At 61.5% G+C, this 15,129-nt stretch carries 13 protein-coding genes; 12 read left to right on the top strand and 1 reads right to left on the bottom strand.

Going from position 1 to position 15,129, the window contains the following annotated elements; translation table 11 throughout:
* Positions 1–306: 306 nt before the first annotated feature.
* Positions 307–639 (bottom strand): iron-sulfur cluster insertion protein ErpA, encoded by a 333-nt coding sequence (erpA, locus tag FGF54_RS07230; RefSeq protein WP_020811519.1) that lies wholly within the window; start codon positions 637–639, stop codon positions 307–309.
* Positions 640–854: 215 nt separating this feature from the next.
* On the opposite strand from erpA, the gene FGF54_RS07225 reads away from it, so the two are divergent.
* From FGF54_RS07225 to FGF54_RS07170, 12 genes are all read left to right on the top strand, one after another.
* Complete coding sequence (locus FGF54_RS07225) at positions 855–2,072, top strand: deoxyguanosinetriphosphate triphosphohydrolase (RefSeq protein ID WP_031234129.1); 1,218 nt, start codon at positions 855–857, stop codon at positions 2,070–2,072.
* 75 nt (positions 2,073–2,147) lie between these two features.
* Entirely contained in the window at positions 2,148–3,905 is a 1,758-nt protein-coding gene (argS, locus tag FGF54_RS07220; protein WP_003522720.1) for an arginine--tRNA ligase, read from the top strand.
* Between the two features lie 66 nt (positions 3,906–3,971).
* The gene (locus FGF54_RS07215) at positions 3,972–7,001 is read left to right on the top strand and encodes an SPOR domain-containing protein (RefSeq protein ID WP_142779312.1); all 3,030 of its coding nucleotides are present in this window, start codon (positions 3,972–3,974) and stop codon (positions 6,999–7,001) included.
* Positions 7,002–7,255: 254 nt separating this feature from the next.
* Entirely contained in the window at positions 7,256–8,272 is a 1,017-nt protein-coding gene (gene nagZ / locus FGF54_RS07210; RefSeq protein WP_142779311.1) for a beta-N-acetylhexosaminidase, read from the top strand.
* A 58-nt stretch (positions 8,273–8,330) separates the two neighbouring features.
* A complete protein-coding gene (locus tag FGF54_RS07205; RefSeq protein WP_003522723.1) occupies positions 8,331–9,179 on the top strand; it encodes a ScpA family protein in 849 nt (282 codons plus the stop codon).
* A complete protein-coding gene (gene scpB / locus FGF54_RS07200; RefSeq protein WP_142779310.1) occupies positions 9,169–9,903 on the top strand; it encodes an SMC-Scp complex subunit ScpB in 735 nt (244 codons plus the stop codon). The genes FGF54_RS07205 and scpB overlap by 11 nt, the downstream gene beginning before the upstream one ends.
* Before the next feature lie 128 nt (positions 9,904–10,031).
* Complete coding sequence (locus tag FGF54_RS07195; RefSeq protein ID WP_003509722.1) at positions 10,032–10,238, top strand: twin-arginine translocase TatA/TatE family subunit; 207 nt, start codon at positions 10,032–10,034, stop codon at positions 10,236–10,238.
* Positions 10,239–10,395: 157 nt separating this feature from the next.
* Positions 10,396–11,163, top strand: a complete 768-nt coding sequence (gene tatB, locus FGF54_RS07190; RefSeq protein WP_142779309.1) for a Sec-independent protein translocase protein TatB — start codon at positions 10,396–10,398, stop codon at positions 11,161–11,163.
* A complete protein-coding gene (tatC, locus tag FGF54_RS07185; protein WP_003522727.1) occupies positions 11,160–11,963 on the top strand; it encodes a twin-arginine translocase subunit TatC in 804 nt (267 codons plus the stop codon). The genes tatB and tatC overlap by 4 nt, the downstream gene beginning before the upstream one ends.
* Before the next feature lie 101 nt (positions 11,964–12,064).
* Complete coding sequence (serS, locus tag FGF54_RS07180; RefSeq protein ID WP_059760200.1) at positions 12,065–13,348, top strand: serine--tRNA ligase; 1,284 nt, start codon at positions 12,065–12,067, stop codon at positions 13,346–13,348.
* Positions 13,349–13,554: 206 nt separating this feature from the next.
* The gene (gene surE, locus FGF54_RS07175) at positions 13,555–14,325 is read left to right on the top strand and encodes a 5'/3'-nucleotidase SurE (protein ID WP_003522730.1); all 771 of its coding nucleotides are present in this window, start codon (positions 13,555–13,557) and stop codon (positions 14,323–14,325) included.
* The gene (locus FGF54_RS07170; protein ID WP_003522731.1) at positions 14,322–14,975 is read left to right on the top strand and encodes a protein-L-isoaspartate(D-aspartate) O-methyltransferase; all 654 of its coding nucleotides are present in this window, start codon (positions 14,322–14,324) and stop codon (positions 14,973–14,975) included. Before surE ends, FGF54_RS07170 begins: the two co-directional genes overlap by 4 nt.
* Positions 14,976–15,129: the final 154 nt, after the last annotated feature.

The raw sequence follows: 15,129 nt of genomic DNA, 5'->3' as shown, positions 1-15,129 counted from the left end.
TTTCCCTTTTGCGAGGGTACTTTTACCCGATGCAAAAGCGATTGCCACCGTTTTTGGAAATTGATGGTGCGGATGTGGTGGAAAGACGCCGGACGGGCGGGGTCGCTGCGTTTCTCCTCCCTCATTCCTGTGCTTGTCACAGGAATCCAGCCAGCCCAAGTCTTTGGGCTGAAAGGACTCTTCCCGCCGCGCCGACGCGCGTCGACTGGATTCCTGTGACAAGCACAGGAATGAGGAGAGCAGAGAGATGCGAGTTACTTCAAAGCTTGGTGACTGGCGTGCGGATTGCACGCCGGTATTTCCCACTCAAATAGAAAAGCTGGTGCCACAGCCGCAGCTTGCCACCGCATTCGGGTTCTTGATCTGGAAGGACTGGCCGAGCAGATTGTCGACGAAGTCGATTTCGGAGCCGGCCATATAGACGACCGAGAGGCTGTCGATCAGCACCTTGGCGTCGCCGCGGGCAATCACGATGTCGTCATCGGCTTTGTCTTCGGCCAGATCGAACTTGTAGGAGAAGCCCGAGCAGCCGCCGCCTTCCACCGAGACGCGCAGCGCCTGTTTGCCGGCTTCGGCCGCGACGATCTGGGCGATTCGCTTCGCCGCAGCTTCAGAAAGGGTAATGTCGCTGTTTTCCATGTCGTTTCTCCTGCCGGGGTCAAGAACCGGAGAGCAATAATCTCGTTGTCACCATTATAAACCGGTCAAATTAACGGTCTATAGCCTGTGTGAAGACGGTCAACACGGCGATGATGCTTTGCGCTGACCTCTGCGATAGGTATGAAGGGCGAATGAAAAGGTCAATGGCCGAGACCAAAAGGAAGTCCCGGCTGGAGAAGACAACAGGTGGATGCATGATCATAGACCAGCGCGCATTGGGTTTCGGAAGCGGCGAGAGGGCGGTTTTCGCCTCGGATCCATGGACCACGCGCGGGCGTCTTTTTCCCGAAACCGGAAGCCTGACGCGCTCGGAGTTCCAGCGCGACCGGGACCGCATCGTCCACACGACGGCCTTTCGCCGCCTGAAGCATAAGACGCAGGTGTTTATCAGCCCTGACGGCGACCATTATCGCACGCGTCTCACCCACACCATCGAGGTGGCGCAGATCGCCCGGGCGCTCGCTCGCGCGCTGAAGCTCGACGAGGATTTGGCAGAGGGCGTGGCGCTGGTGCATGATTTCGGCCACACACCTTTCGGCCATACCGGCGAGGATGCGCTGGATGCGGTGCTTTTGCCCTATGGCGGCTTCGATCATAACGCCCAGTCGCTGCGCATCGTCACCAAACTGGAGCGCCGTTACGCCGAATATGACGGCATCAACCTGACCTGGGAGACGCTCGAAGGTCTCGTCAAGCACAATGGACCGTTGGTGAATGCGAAGGGCGAGGGGATCAAGGGACCGGTTCCGCTGCCCATCCTCGAATATTGCGAGCTGCAGGATCTGGAAATCGGTAGCTATGCCAGCCTCGAGGCGCAGGTGGCGGCGATTGCCGATGACATCGCCTATAATACCCACGACATCGATGACGGGTTGCGCGCCGGATATCTCACCTTCGAGATGCTGGAGGAGGTGCCATTCCTCGGCGGCCTGATGGCCGAGGTGCGGGCGAAATATCCCGTGCTCGACAAGGAGCGTTTCGCCAATGAGATCATGCGCCGGCAGATTACCCATATGGTGGAAGATGTGATTGGCGTTGCGCAGCAGAATCTCGCCCGTCTGAAGCCGAAGAGTGCGGCGGATATCCGCGCTGCCGATTTCACCGTTGCGACCTTCTCGCCGGAAATGGCCGAGACCGACCGGCAGATCAAGAAACTGCTGTTCGGCCATATCTACCGGCATCCGGAAATCATGCGCATCCGCGCCGGCGCCACACAGATCGTCACCGATCTTTTCCACCGTTATATGGAAACGCCGGCGGAAATGCAGAGCCACTACTGGGTGGACAGCATTTCCGGCATGAGCGTGGCCGCAAAAGCCCGGCATGTGGGCGACTATCTGGCCGGCATGACCGACAGTTATGCACTGCGCGCCCACCAGCGGCTGTTTGACCGCACCCCCGATTTGCGATAGGGCAGCGGGCGATCGCGAAGCCGACCCGGTTAAAAGGCCGGATATAAACAGAAGCCCTTCGCGCAGGTTGGAACGATGAACATTTTTGCCGATTTCGATACCAGGATCAAAAACGCGCTCGAGACCCTCGATCTCGTGAAAGAGAACCGCGAAAAGGTCGATTTCAGTCGAATTACCGTCGAATCCCCGCGCGATCTGAGCCACGGCGATGTCGCAACCAATGCCGCCATGGTGCTGGCGAAGCCGCTCGGCACCAATCCGCGCGCGCTTGCCGAACTCATCGTGCCGGCTCTTCAGGCCGATGGCGATGTGGACAGCGTCAATGTCGCGGGTCCCGGCTTCATCAATCTCAAGGTTTCCGTCGGTTACTGGCAGCGTCTGCTGGCAGACATGATCGGGCAGGGCGTCGATTTCGGCCGTTCCACCATCGGTGCCGGCCAGAAGATCAACGTCGAATATGTTTCCGCCAATCCGACAGGCCCGATGCATGTCGGCCATTGCCGTGGCGCCGTCGTCGGTGACACGCTGGCGAACCTGCTCGCTTTTGCCGGTTACGGCGTTACCAAGGAATATTACATCAACGATGCCGGCTCGCAGATCGATGTGCTGGCCCGTTCGGTGTTCCTGCGTTACCGCGAGGCGCTCGGCGAAGATATCGGCACCATTCCGTCCGGCCTTTATCCCGGCGACTATCTCGTTCCCGTCGGCCAGGCGCTGGCGGATGAATATGGCATCAAGCTGCGCGCCATGCCCGAGGAAAAGTGGATGCCTATCGTCAAGGACAAGGCGATCGACGCGATGATGGCAATGATCCGCGAGGATCTGGCGCTGCTCAACGTCCGGCACGATGTGTTCTTCTCGGAGCGCACGCTGCATGAGGGCAATGGCGGTCCGATCCTCTCGGCCATCAACGATCTCACCTTCAAGGGCCATGTCTACAAGGGCACCCTGCCGCCGCCGAAGGGCGAATTGCCGGAAGACTGGGAAGATCGCGAACAGACGCTGTTCCGCTCGACGGAAGTGGGCGACGACATGGACCGTGCGCTGATGAAGTCGGACGGTTCCTACACCTATTTCGCCGCCGACGTTGCCTATTTCAAGAACAAGTTCGACCGTGGTTTTTCCGAGATGATCTATGTGCTCGGCGCCGACCATGGCGGTTACGTGAAGCGGCTGGAAGCGGTTGCGCGCGCCGTCTCCGAAGGCAAGTCGAAACTGACGGTGCTTCTGTGCCAGCTCGTCAAGCTGTTCCGTGACGGCGAGCCGGTGAAGATGTCGAAGCGCTCCGGCGACTTCGTCACGCTGCGCGATGTTGTCGACGAAGTGGGTCGCGATCCAGTGCGATTCATGATGCTTTATCGGAAGAATTCCGAGCCGCTGGACTTCGATTTCGCGAAAGTGACCGAACAATCGAAGGATAATCCGGTTTTTTACGTGCAATATGCGCATGCCCGCTCCATGTCGATCTTCCGGCAGGCGCAGGAAGCGTTTCCGGGGCTTTCTCCTTCGGCTGAGGAGATGGCGGCCTCTGTTGCTTTGATTAGCGATATCAATGAGTTGCAGCTTGTTGCAAAGCTTGCTGAATATCCGCGCCTGATCGAATCTGCGGCCCTTTCGCACGAGCCGCACCGGCTTGCTTTTTACCTCTACGATCTCGCCAGTTCCTTCCATGGACACTGGAACAAGGGTAAAGACCAGCCGGAATTACGTTTTATTAACGATAAAAACCGAGAATTGAGCATTGCCAGACTTGGGCTGGTGAATGCTGTCGCAAATGTTTTGAGGTCCGGCCTTACGCTTTTAGGAGCGGACGCACCTGCTGAAATGCGATAACATATCACCATTATTTGCTCACAATACGCTGGCAAGAGCTGCAATGCGTAGATGGTGGAACACGTAATGGTCGAAAAAAATGTCGCGTATAACCGGGACGCCCGGTCCGAAGGGTTCGCTGACAACGATCCTCTGGCAGAACTGGCGCGTATCGTCGGCTTCGAAGATCGTCCTTCGCATGCGGGTTCCGAGGCTGCGCCATCGGTGACCCGCCGCGAACCCGAATTCAATCTCGAAGATGAGCTTCTGAGGGAATTCGAGGTTTACGACGCACCGCACGCCGATCCGGTCGTTCTTGATCCGGCAAACGATGTCCGTGCGGGCATCCACCCCAAAGATTTCATGCAGCGTGTCGAATCGGTTTTCGCCCGCCGCGAGCCCGAGCTTGCGCCGGCGGATGAACCCGCGCCGGTGGCCGCATCCACACCGGAGGTGAGGGAAGAGCCGCTTCCAGAAGTCGATCAGGCCTATATTCACAACTATGTCGAAACGACCACGCAGGACATTCGCGCGGATTTCCGCGACGATGCCTCCGCGGTGGCGGAAGTTTTCGATGTGCATTCGCGCCAGTCGCGTCCCGCCGAGCCTATGGTTTACCAGCCCGCCGCCCAGCAGGTGGCATGGGAAGAACCGCAGGCCGCAGAACCCGTAGAGCCGGAATGGCACACGATGCCGGAGCTTCCGGCCGATGTTTCGAGCAACATTCACGCCGATGTTCATTCCTATGCGCCGGAGCCGCAGGCTTTCGATCTCGCCGATGAGGTGGAAATAGCTGTCGCCGAGGAGGCGCCCGCACCGGTTTCCGTGCGTCCGCCATCGCATGGCGGCCGTTCTTCGCTGGAATTTTCCAGCCTGCGGCTGCCGCTCGCCAATTTCGGCGCGCGTAGGGATGTTTCTGCCGCCGATCCGAAGCGGGTCGAGCCGCGTTCCGAACAGCAGCCTGCCGCAGCCCGTATCGAGCCGCAGGTGGAGCCCGCTCCCGCGCCTGCCGTCGTGCAGGCGGAAGAGACCGCGCCGTCCTTTACGCCTCCGCTCGCCGAGACCTTTGCGCCTGCCGCAGAGCCTCTGGCGTTCGAGGCCGCCGGGAAGCCGGCAGCGAAACATCTCTCGCCGATGGACGAGCTGATTTACGACGTCGCGAAATATTCCATTCCCGGTCGCGGCGAAACACCGCTGGTGCAGGACGTTCCCGCTGCGCAGGCCGCGAAGGTGGAGCCGCCCGTGGTTGCCGCCGCGCCGGTGAAGGCAGCGCCGATTGTCGCTGCTGCACCCGCAGCACCCGCTGAAGAACTTGATTTCACGGATTTCGCCGGCTTCAACGACGATGATTTCGAGCTTGCGCTCGACGATCTCGATCTTGATCTGGACCTGTCTGAAATTGCCGAGGCGGAAGTTGCGCCTGCGCCCGCACCGCAGCCCGTTCGTCAGCCGCCAGCCGCTCCGGTTGCCGCTGCTGCCGTTGCGCCGAAGCCGGTGAGGGAACAGCCGGCACCTCAGCCGCGCCCGGCTCCCGTTGCCGTTGTCGCACCCGTGGCCGCTGCTGCGGTTCAGCCGCGTCCGGCCGCCGCAGCACCGCAGCCGGCCGCGCCGCAGACGCTGGAAAGCCTGCCTTTCGATCCTTCGCAGATCGGCGAGACGGAAGAGCATCCGGAAAACATCATCGAGATGGACGTGCCGGAACTGCCGGTCGGGGTTTTCGAACCCAAGCCGACCGCGCGCCGCCACGAGGAAGATCTCGATATCGATACCGAGCTTGCGACGCTGTTTGCGCCTGCGGTTGCCGGCGGTCTCGACCGTCATAAGCACGCGGAAAACCGTGGCGCCGCCCAGGCGCGTCCCGCGCAGGCTCCGGAAGAGGCCGATGAATTCGAACGGGCGCTGGAAGAGGATTTCCGCCGCTCCATGCAGGAAGCTGCGGCTTCCCGTGGCAGCGCCCCGCGCGATGCCGAAAACACCTATGTCGACCATCAGGCGGCCTATCGTGAGGAAGATGAACGCGGCGGTCGCCGCTGGATCATGCCGGTTGCCGCCGCAATCGGTCTGGTGCTGATCGGTGGCGGCGTTTACGCGCTGGTCTCCGGCGGTTCGTCCAGCACCGGTTCCAATGGCGCGCCGGTCATCATCTCCGCCGACAACGATCCGATGAAGGTCGTGCCGGAAAATCCGGGCGGTCGCGTTGTGCCGAACCAGGACAAGGCGGTTTATGACCGCGTGGCCGGCGGCAGCGCTGCCGATCCGAAGCAGCCGGCGCTGATTTCCAGCAACGAGCAGCCGGTGGATGTGGTTCAGCGCACGCTGATCCCCGAACAGTTGCCGCTGGAAGGCGAAAACGACGCGGATATGGAAGCCGCCAGCACGCCGGTTGGTGAAACGGAAGATCCGCGCCTGCTTTCGCCGGAAGAAAAGGCCGCGCAGAGCGAAGGTTCGGCTGCAACCGGCGTTTCGCCGCGCAAGGTCCGCACCATGATCGTCAAGCCTGACGGCACGCTGGTTGCCCAGGAAGTCGAGGTACCGGCAGCCCAGCCGCCGAAGGCCGACAAGGTCGAGGAGCTTGCAGCACCGCAGACCGCAAAGCCGGGTGAGGGCGCTCCCGCCGTCATCGCCGCATCGCGGGTTCCGGTCGCGCCGGAACAGGCTCAGCCGCAGGCAAATACGCCTGCCGCCGCTGCCAAGCCGGCAGCGCAGTCGGCAGCACCGCTTCCTGCGGCGCGTCCGTCCTCGCAGCCCGCCAATGTGGTGGCAACGGTGACCAACCAGGGCAATGTCCGCCCCGCGACAGCTCCGGCGCAGCCGCAGGCCGCGCAGCAGCAGACGGCAGCCGCGACGCCTGCAGCGACCAGCACGCCTTCCGCCGGTGGCTACTACATCCAGATCGCCTCACTGCCGAGCCAGGCGGAAGCCCAGAAGTCCTACCAGAACATGTCGGCCAAGTTCGGCTCGGTCATCGGTGGACGCGGCGTCGACATCAAGGCCGCCGAAATCGCCGGCAAGGGCACGTTCTACCGCGTCCGCATCCCGGCGGGTGACAAGAACGAAGCCGTGGCGCTGTGCGAAAAGTTCCGCTCGGCCGGCGGTAGCTGCCTCGTGGCGCGGTGATAGAGACGCGCCGGGGTAGTACCCCGGCGCTGTTGTCTAACGACAGTGACGGAGCACCTAACCTCCGTCATGCCGGACTTGATCCGGCATCCAGCCACGGCGCGTCTGCGCCGTGAAACGAGTCTTACGCGATCAAGGATCGCGCTGGACCCCGGCTCGGAGGCCGGGGTGACGGACGGTAAACGTCGCCGCCCCGGCATTGGCCGAGGAGCAGGCAAAGTTCTTCCCATCTATTCTGTAACAGGCGTGACACCATGACCGATTGCAAAGCTATGATCCTCGGATGCAGCGGGCTTTCGCTGACTGCCGACGAGATTGCCCTTTACCGCGATGAACAGCCCTGGGGCTTCATCCTGTTCGGGCGCAACATTGGCGAGCCGCAGCAGATTACCGATCTCGTCGCCGCCATGCGCGATGCCGTCGGGCGGCCAGATGCGCCGGTGCTGATCGATCAGGAGGGCGGGCGCGTGCAGCGTATCAAGCCGCCGATCCTGCAGGCCTATCCGAACGCCCGCATTCTCGGCGAAATCTACGAGCGCGATCGGGGCGCCGGCCTGCGCGCCGCCTGGCTGATGTCGCGCCTGCACGCTTTCGACCTGATGAGATTCGGCATCAATGTCGATTGCCTGCCGGTGCTCGATGTGCCGGTGGAAGGCGCCAGCAATGTCATCGGCAACCGCGCCTATGGTTGCACGCCGACCATGGTGGCGGAGATGGGGCAGGCGGCGGCCGACGGCCTGAAGGCGGGCGGGATGTTGCCTGTCATGAAACATATGCCGGGCCATGGCCGCGGCATGGTGGATTCGCACCATGAACTGCCGGTCGTCGATGTGCCGCTCGATGAGCTGGACGCCCATGATTTCGTGCCGTTCCGGGCGCTGAACCGTGAATTGATGGCGATGAGCGCGCATCTGGTGTTCAACGCCGTCGACCGCGAACGGCCGGCGACGACCTCGCCGAAGGTGATCGAGGAAATCATTCGCGGCCGGATCGGATTTGACGGCCTGCTGATGTCCGACGACAGTTCCATGAATGCGCTGAAGGGCACGCTCGGTGAAAGAGCTGCGAATATTGTTGCGGGCGGCTGCGATATAGTCTTGCATTGCAACGGTGTGATGGGTGAAATGCTTCAGGTCGTGAAGGAGGTCCCCGTTCTTTCCGGCCGTTCGCTGGAGCGGGTGCGGGCCGTGGAAGCGGGTTTCCCCGTTGCGGACCCTTCCGACGAAGCGGAACTGAGAGCCGAATTCAACGCCATGTGGGCCGTTTCCTGACAGTCGGGCGGCGGCCCGTTACTCGGGACGACAGGCCGGACGCCCGGCGGATGGAACAATGGCCGCAGACAAGTCTCGCAATTCGACACCGATGGACAAGCTCTGGCAGGATGTGACGCCGGAGCGGCTGACGGGCGAGGCCGGGCTGGTCATCGATGTCGCGGGTTTCGAAGGCCCGCTCGATCTTCTGCTGCATCTTGCCCGCACGCAGAAGGTCGATCTGTCGCGCATTTCGGTGCTGGCGCTCGCCGAACAATATCTGCAATTCGTGGAAAGCGCGCGCCGCGTGCGCATCGAGCTTGCGGCCGATTATCTCGTCATGGCGGCGTGGCTCGCCTTCCTCAAATCCAAACTCCTTATTCCTCAGCAATCGAAGGATGACGGTCCCTCGGGCGAGGAAATGGCCGCGACGCTCGCCTTCCGGCTGAAACGCCTGGAGGCGATGCGCGAGGCGGCGGAACGCCTCGTCAACCGCGCCCAGCTCGGCCGCGATGTTTTTGCCCGTGGCGCGCCGGAGCATATTCCCCATATCAACCGCTCGGCCTATGAGGCGAACCTCTACGATCTCCTGAGCGCCTATGCCAACCTGCGGCAGCGGCAGGCGATTACCCAGGTCACCATTGAAAAACGGCAGGTCTGGTCGCTTGTCGAGGCGCGTGAGCTTCTGACCCATCTCCTCGGCGATGTCGGGGAATGGACCGTGCTCGATCAGTATCTGCTGCAATATGTGCCCGATCCCGCCATGCGGGTGACGGCGATTGCCAGCGCCTTTGCCGCTTCGCTGGAGCTGGTGCGCGAGGGCTCGCTGCAAATCCGGCAGGAGGGCGCTTTCCAGCCCATTTATATGCGTAAGGGTGGACGAGACGACCGTGCGGTGAATGCCGAAAGGACTGACAATGATGAATGACGATGAGACCGCCGAGGCCACCATCGCGGCCGATGGGGCAGAGCCCGAACCCACGGTATTTTCCGAGCGCCAGCTGAAGGAGGCCGAGCGGATCGCCGAGGCCCTGGTCTTTGCCTCGTCCGAGCCGGTTTCCGTGGGGTTCATCGCCGAGCGCCTGCCGCGCGGCATGGATGTCGTCACCATTCTGCAGCATCTCAAGGTTCTTTATGCGGAGCGGGGCGTCAATCTCGTGCAGGTGGGCGGGCAATGGGCCTTCCGCACCGCCGGCGATCTCTCCTTCGTCATCCGCGCGGAGGAAAAGGAGCCGAAGAAGCTGTCGCGCGCGGCGCTGGAAGTTCTTGCTATTATCGCATATCATCAGCCGGTGACACGCGCCGAAATCGAGGAAATCCGCGGCGTGCAGACCTCGCGCGGCACGCTTGACGTGCTGATGGAGGCGGGCTGGGTCAGGTTCCGTGGCCGCAGGCGCACACCCGGCAGGCCGGTGACGATCGGCACCACGGTGGAGTTTCTCGACCATTTCGGCCTTGAGGAATTGCGCGATCTGCCGGGCCTCGAGGAGCTTAAGGGGGCAGGGCTGCTTTCGGGCCGCATTCCCTCCAATTTCGGCGTTCCTCTGCCGATGATGAGCGACGAATTGCGGGAGGACGAAGACCCGATCACGCAGCTCGATCTCGAGGAACTGGGCCTGCTTGCGCCGGGCGGCGGCGATGGCGACGACTGATATCGCCATCCTGTTGGCGGGGCCACGAAAACTTTATGCGCACTCGCTGTCGAAGCGGCGATTTGTCGTTTGAAAAAGCCTTTCAAACGTCTTACATCGTCTGAAAGCGAAATTCAGGAGTTTCAGTTATGGGTTCTTTTAGTGTGTGGCATTGGCTCATCGTGCTGGTGATCGTTCTCGTCCTCTTCGGACGCGGCAAGATCCCGGAATTGATGGGCGATGTCGCAAAGGGCATCAAGAGCTTCAAGAAGGGCATGGCTGACGAAGACCAGACGCCGCCGCCGGCCGATGCCAACACGAAGACCGTCGACCACAAGGCTGACGAGATCAAGTAAGCGGCCTGTCGCCGCTTGGTGTGGGACTGGCGCTAGAGCGCCGTGCGTTCTTTCGGACGCACAAGGACGCTCTACCACTTGTATGTTGCGCATCGTTCCGGTCGAAAATCGATTCCGATTTTTCGGGCCGATGCGCTAGGGTCTCGGGAGCATATTGATGTTAGATATCGGCTGGAGCGAGCTTCTGGTGATTGCGGTCGTGTTGATCGTGGTCGTCGGGCCGAAGGACTTGCCGCCCATGATCCGCGCTTTCGGCAAGACGATGGCCGGCCTTCGCAAGATGGCGGGGGATTTCCGCACCCAGTTCGACGAGGCCCTCAAAGAGGCCGACATGGACGATGTGCGCCAGACCATCTCCGATGTCCGCAATCTCAACCCGACCAATTCGCTGCGCGATGCGATGAACCCGCTTCGCCAGCTTGGCAATGAGATCAAGTCCGATCTGCAGAAGGCGACCACCCCGCCGGACGGCCTGTCTTCCACCCCTGCGCCCGTCACAAGCGAGCCGGTTGCGCCGCTGGTGAGCGTGCCCGAGCCGGAGATGAAGCTGCCGGATGCGCCGCCTGTTGTCGCCGCATCCGCCGCGCCGGTTGCCGCAGCCGTCGCTGCGGAGGAGAAGCCGAAGCGCGCGCGGGCGAAATCGATTGCGACCGTGGAGGCCGAAGCGGTTACCGCCAAGCCCAAACGCGCCGCCCGCAGCAAGGCTGCGGCGGCAGCGCCCGAAACCGCTTCGGCGACGAAAACCGCCGCGAAAACCAGTGAGCCCACCGTTTCGAAGCCCGCTGTTTCCAATCCCACCGTGAAGGCCGTCGCCAAAAAGGCTGCCGTCAGGAAGTCTGCCGCAGACAAGGCGGTCGTGGCCGAGACCAAGCCGGCGAAAACGGCAAAAACCAAGGCCGCAAAGCCCAAAAAGGATGAAGCATGAGCGGGGATATCGAGGACAAGCCGCAGCCGCTCATCGAGCATCTCATGGAGTTGCGCACGCGGCTGATCTGGGCGCTCGGCGCGTTCTTCGTCGCCTTCATCGCCTGTTTCGCCGTTGCCAAGCACCTGTTCAACCTGCTTGTCATTCCTTACAAATGGGCGGTTCTCTGGGCGGGCCTCGATGTCACGAAATCGTCGCTGATCTATACCGCGCCGCAGGAATTCTTCTTCACGCAGATCAAGGTCGCCATGTTCGGCGCGATGGTGATCTCGTTTCCGGTGGTCGCCTCGCAGCTCTATAAATTCGTGGCGCCCGGTCTCTACAAGAACGAACGGGCGGCCTTCCTGCCGTTCCTCATCGCGTCGCCGATCCTTTTCCTCATCGGTGCGGCGCTCGTCTATTTCTTCTTCACGCCCATGGTCATGTGGTTCTTCCTCGCCATGCAGCAATTGCCCGAGGATGGCGAGGTGGCGATTTCGCTGATGCCGAAGGTGTCGGAATATCTCAGCCTCATCATGACGCTGGTTCTCTCCTTCGGTCTGGTGTTCCAGCTGCCTGTCGTCACCACGCTTCTGGCGCGCGTCGGGCTTTTGACCAGCGACTGGCTGCGGGAAAAGCGCAAGTTCGCGATCGTCCTCGCCTTCGTGGTCGCCGCCGTGCTGACGCCGCCGGATCCCATGTCCCAGATCGGTCTTGCGCTGCCTGCGATCATTCTCTACGAGATTTCCATCTACATGGCTCGACTCGTGGAGAGGAAACGTGCGGCGGAATCCAAAAGCACGGAGCTGGAGGAGACCTGACATTCTTGAAGGTCTCGCCGCTCACGACATTTCCTCGCGCCGGGCTCATGCCCGGCGTTTTGCTGTAAAACGCGACGATGCAACAACGGTCTGGAACGACGATGCACGACATTAAATGGATACGCGAAAACCCCGAAGCTTTCGATGCGGCGCTTGCGCGCCGTGGCGCGGAGCCCGCCGCCAGCGGCCTGATCGCGCTGGATGAAAAGCGCCGTTCCGTCATCCAGTCCCTGCAGGACATGCAATCGCGCCGCAACGCCGCCTCCAAGGAAATCGGCGCCGCCATGGCGCAGAAGAACATGGAGCTTGCAGAAAAGCTTAAAGCCGAAGTCGCCGATCTCAAGGACAACATGCCGCGCGCGGAGGAGGAAGACCGTCAGGTCACCGCCGAGCTCAACGATGCCCTGTCGCGCCTGCCCAACATGCCCTTCGACGATGTGCCCGACGGCAATGACGAGCATGACAATGTGGTGGCCCGCGTGGTCGGCCAGAAGCCCGGCTGGAACCATGAGGCCAGGGAACACTTCGATATCGGCGAAGCGCTCGGCTATATGGATTTCGAGCGTGCCGCCAAGCTTTCCGGTGCGCGTTTTACCGTCCTGACCAGCCAGCTCGCGCGTTTGGAACGGGCGCTCGGCCAGTTCATGATCGACCTGCACACCGGCGAGCACGGTTATACCGAAGTGTCTTCGCCGCTGATGGTGCGCGACGAGGCGATGTTCGGCACCGGCCAATTGCCGAAGTTTACCGAGGACCTGTTCAGGACCACGGATGGCCGCTGGCTGATCCCGACAGCGGAAGTGACGCTGACCAATCTCGTCTCCGGCGAAATTCTCGACCAGGAGAAGCTGCCGCTGCGCTTCACGGCGCTGACGCCGTCCTTCCGTTCGGAGGCGGGCTCGGCCGGCCGCGACACGCGCGGCATGCTGCGCCAGCACCAGTTCTGGAAATGCGAACTCGTCTCCATTACCGATGCGGAAAGCGCCGTTGCCGAACACGAGCGCATGACGGCCTGCGCCGAGGAAGTGCTGAAGCGCCTTGGCCTGCATTTCCGCACCATGACGCTCTGCACCGGCGATATGGGCTTCAGCGCCCGCAAGACCTACGATCTGGAAGTGTGGCTGCCCGGCCAGAACACCTATCGCGAAATTTCGTCCTGCTCGGTCTGCGGCGATTTCCAGGCGCGGCGCATGAATGCGCGTTATCGCGGCAAGGACGACAAGGCGACGAAGTTCGTGCACACGCTGAACGGCTCCGGCACGGCTGTCGGCCGCTGCCTGATTGCGGTTCTCGAAAATTATCTGAACGAGGACGGTTCCGTCACAATTCCAGACGTGCTGCTGCCCTATATGGGCGGTCTGAAGCGGATTGAGAAAGCGGCCTGATTGTTCGTCTGCTAAGGGCGCGGCCGTCATTCCGGCCTTGAGCCGGAATCCAGCCAGCCCAAGTCCTTGGGCTGAAAAAGACTCTTCCCGCCGCGCAGACGCGCGTCGACTGGATTCCGGCTCAAGGCCGGAATGACGGTCGTGGGGGTGCTTCTGTGAGAGAAATCATTGTGTCCTCATAGTGGGATACAGCAGCGGAGGAAAACATGCGGATTTTGCTGACGAATGACGACGGTATCCACGCCGAGGGTCTGGCCGTGCTGGAGCGTATCGCCCGCACGCTGTCCGACGATGTCTGGATCGTCGCACCGGAGACCGACCAGAGCGGTCTCGCGCACTCGCTGACCCTGTCCGAACCGCTGCGTCTGCGAAAAGTTTCCGACAAGCATTTCGCGCTGCGCGGCACGCCGACCGATTGCGTCATCATGGGCATTCGCGAAGTGCTGCCGGAAAAGCCGGATCTCGTGCTCTCCGGTGTCAATGCCGGCGCCAACATGGCCGATGACGTGACCTATTCCGGCACCATTGCCGGCGCCATCGAAGGCACGTTGCAGGGCGTGCGCTCCTTTGCGCTCAGCCAGGCCTTCAGCCACGCCGATGGCCGCGTCGTGCCGTGGGAAGTCGCCGAGACCTATGCGCCGGACCTTCTGCGCAAGCTGATGAATGTGGAACTGCCCGATGGCACCTTCCTCAATCTGAATTTCCCCAATTGCGCTCCGAAGGATGTGCAAGGCGTTTCCGTGACCGGGCAGGGCAAGCTCGATTTCGGCCTGACGGTGGAAGAACGTCAGGATGGCCGCGGTTTTCCCTATTACTGGCTGCGCTTCGGCGAACGTCTCGGCACCTTCCGCGAAGGCACCGATATCCACGCTTTGAAACATGGCAAGATTTCCGTCACACCGCTTAAGCTTGACCTGACGGACTACACGGTGAAGGATCGGGTTGCGCAAGCACTTGGATTCGGAGTCGCCGATTGAAATCCGCAATGGTCGAAAAGGAAGGTTTTGCCGCTCTCGTTCTCCGCTTAAGGGGCGAGGGGATTTCCGATCTTGACCTTCTGACGGCGGTCGAGCAGACGCCACGCTCCAAATTCGTGCCGCCGCAATTTGCGGCGGACGCCTATTCCAGCCGCACGATCCCGATCGACTGCGGCGCCTTCATGGAAGGCGCCGACATGGCGGTGAAGATCCTTGCCCGGCTGCAGCTGAAACCCGGCCAGCGCGTGCTGGAAATCGGCACGGGCAGCGGTTTCATGACCGCGATCATTGCGCGCCGGGTGGAGCGCGTCTTTTCGCTGGAGCGTTACAAGACGCTGGTGCAGCAGGCGCAGAACTGTCTGGACGATCTCTCCATTCGCAACGTCGTCATCCGTCAGGCGGATGGCAGCAACGGCTTGGTGGGCGAGGGCACCTTCGACCGCATCGTCTCCACCGCCGCCTTCACCACCATGCCCCGCTTCTTTGCCGAGCAGATCGTTTCGGGCGGCATGATGATCGCGCCGATCATCCTTGAAGACGAGCGTTGCGTGATGACGCGCTTCTCCAAGACCGGCAGCCGCTTCGAGAAGGAAGAGCTGTTCGAGGCGCCTTACCTGCCGCTCAGCACTCATATTGCGCGTCATTTGTGACAAAATGAAAATTTTGGCGACATTCTATTTTTGTCTCCTAATGTTCTGAATTGTCGCAACTAACTGATTTTCAATATCATTATTGTATCAACATGACGCATCCGGTTTTCGTCATGGTTATCGAAGTGTCAAAAAAGCGCTGAACGGCTTAACG

The sequence above is a fragment of the Agrobacterium sp. T29 genome (genome assembly GCF_006970545.1).
GTDB classification, from domain to species: Bacteria; Pseudomonadota; Alphaproteobacteria; order Rhizobiales; family Rhizobiaceae; genus Agrobacterium; species Agrobacterium leguminum.
The sequence above is the reverse complement of the archived record's forward strand: the minus strand, read 5'-3'. Positions and strand labels throughout refer to the sequence as shown.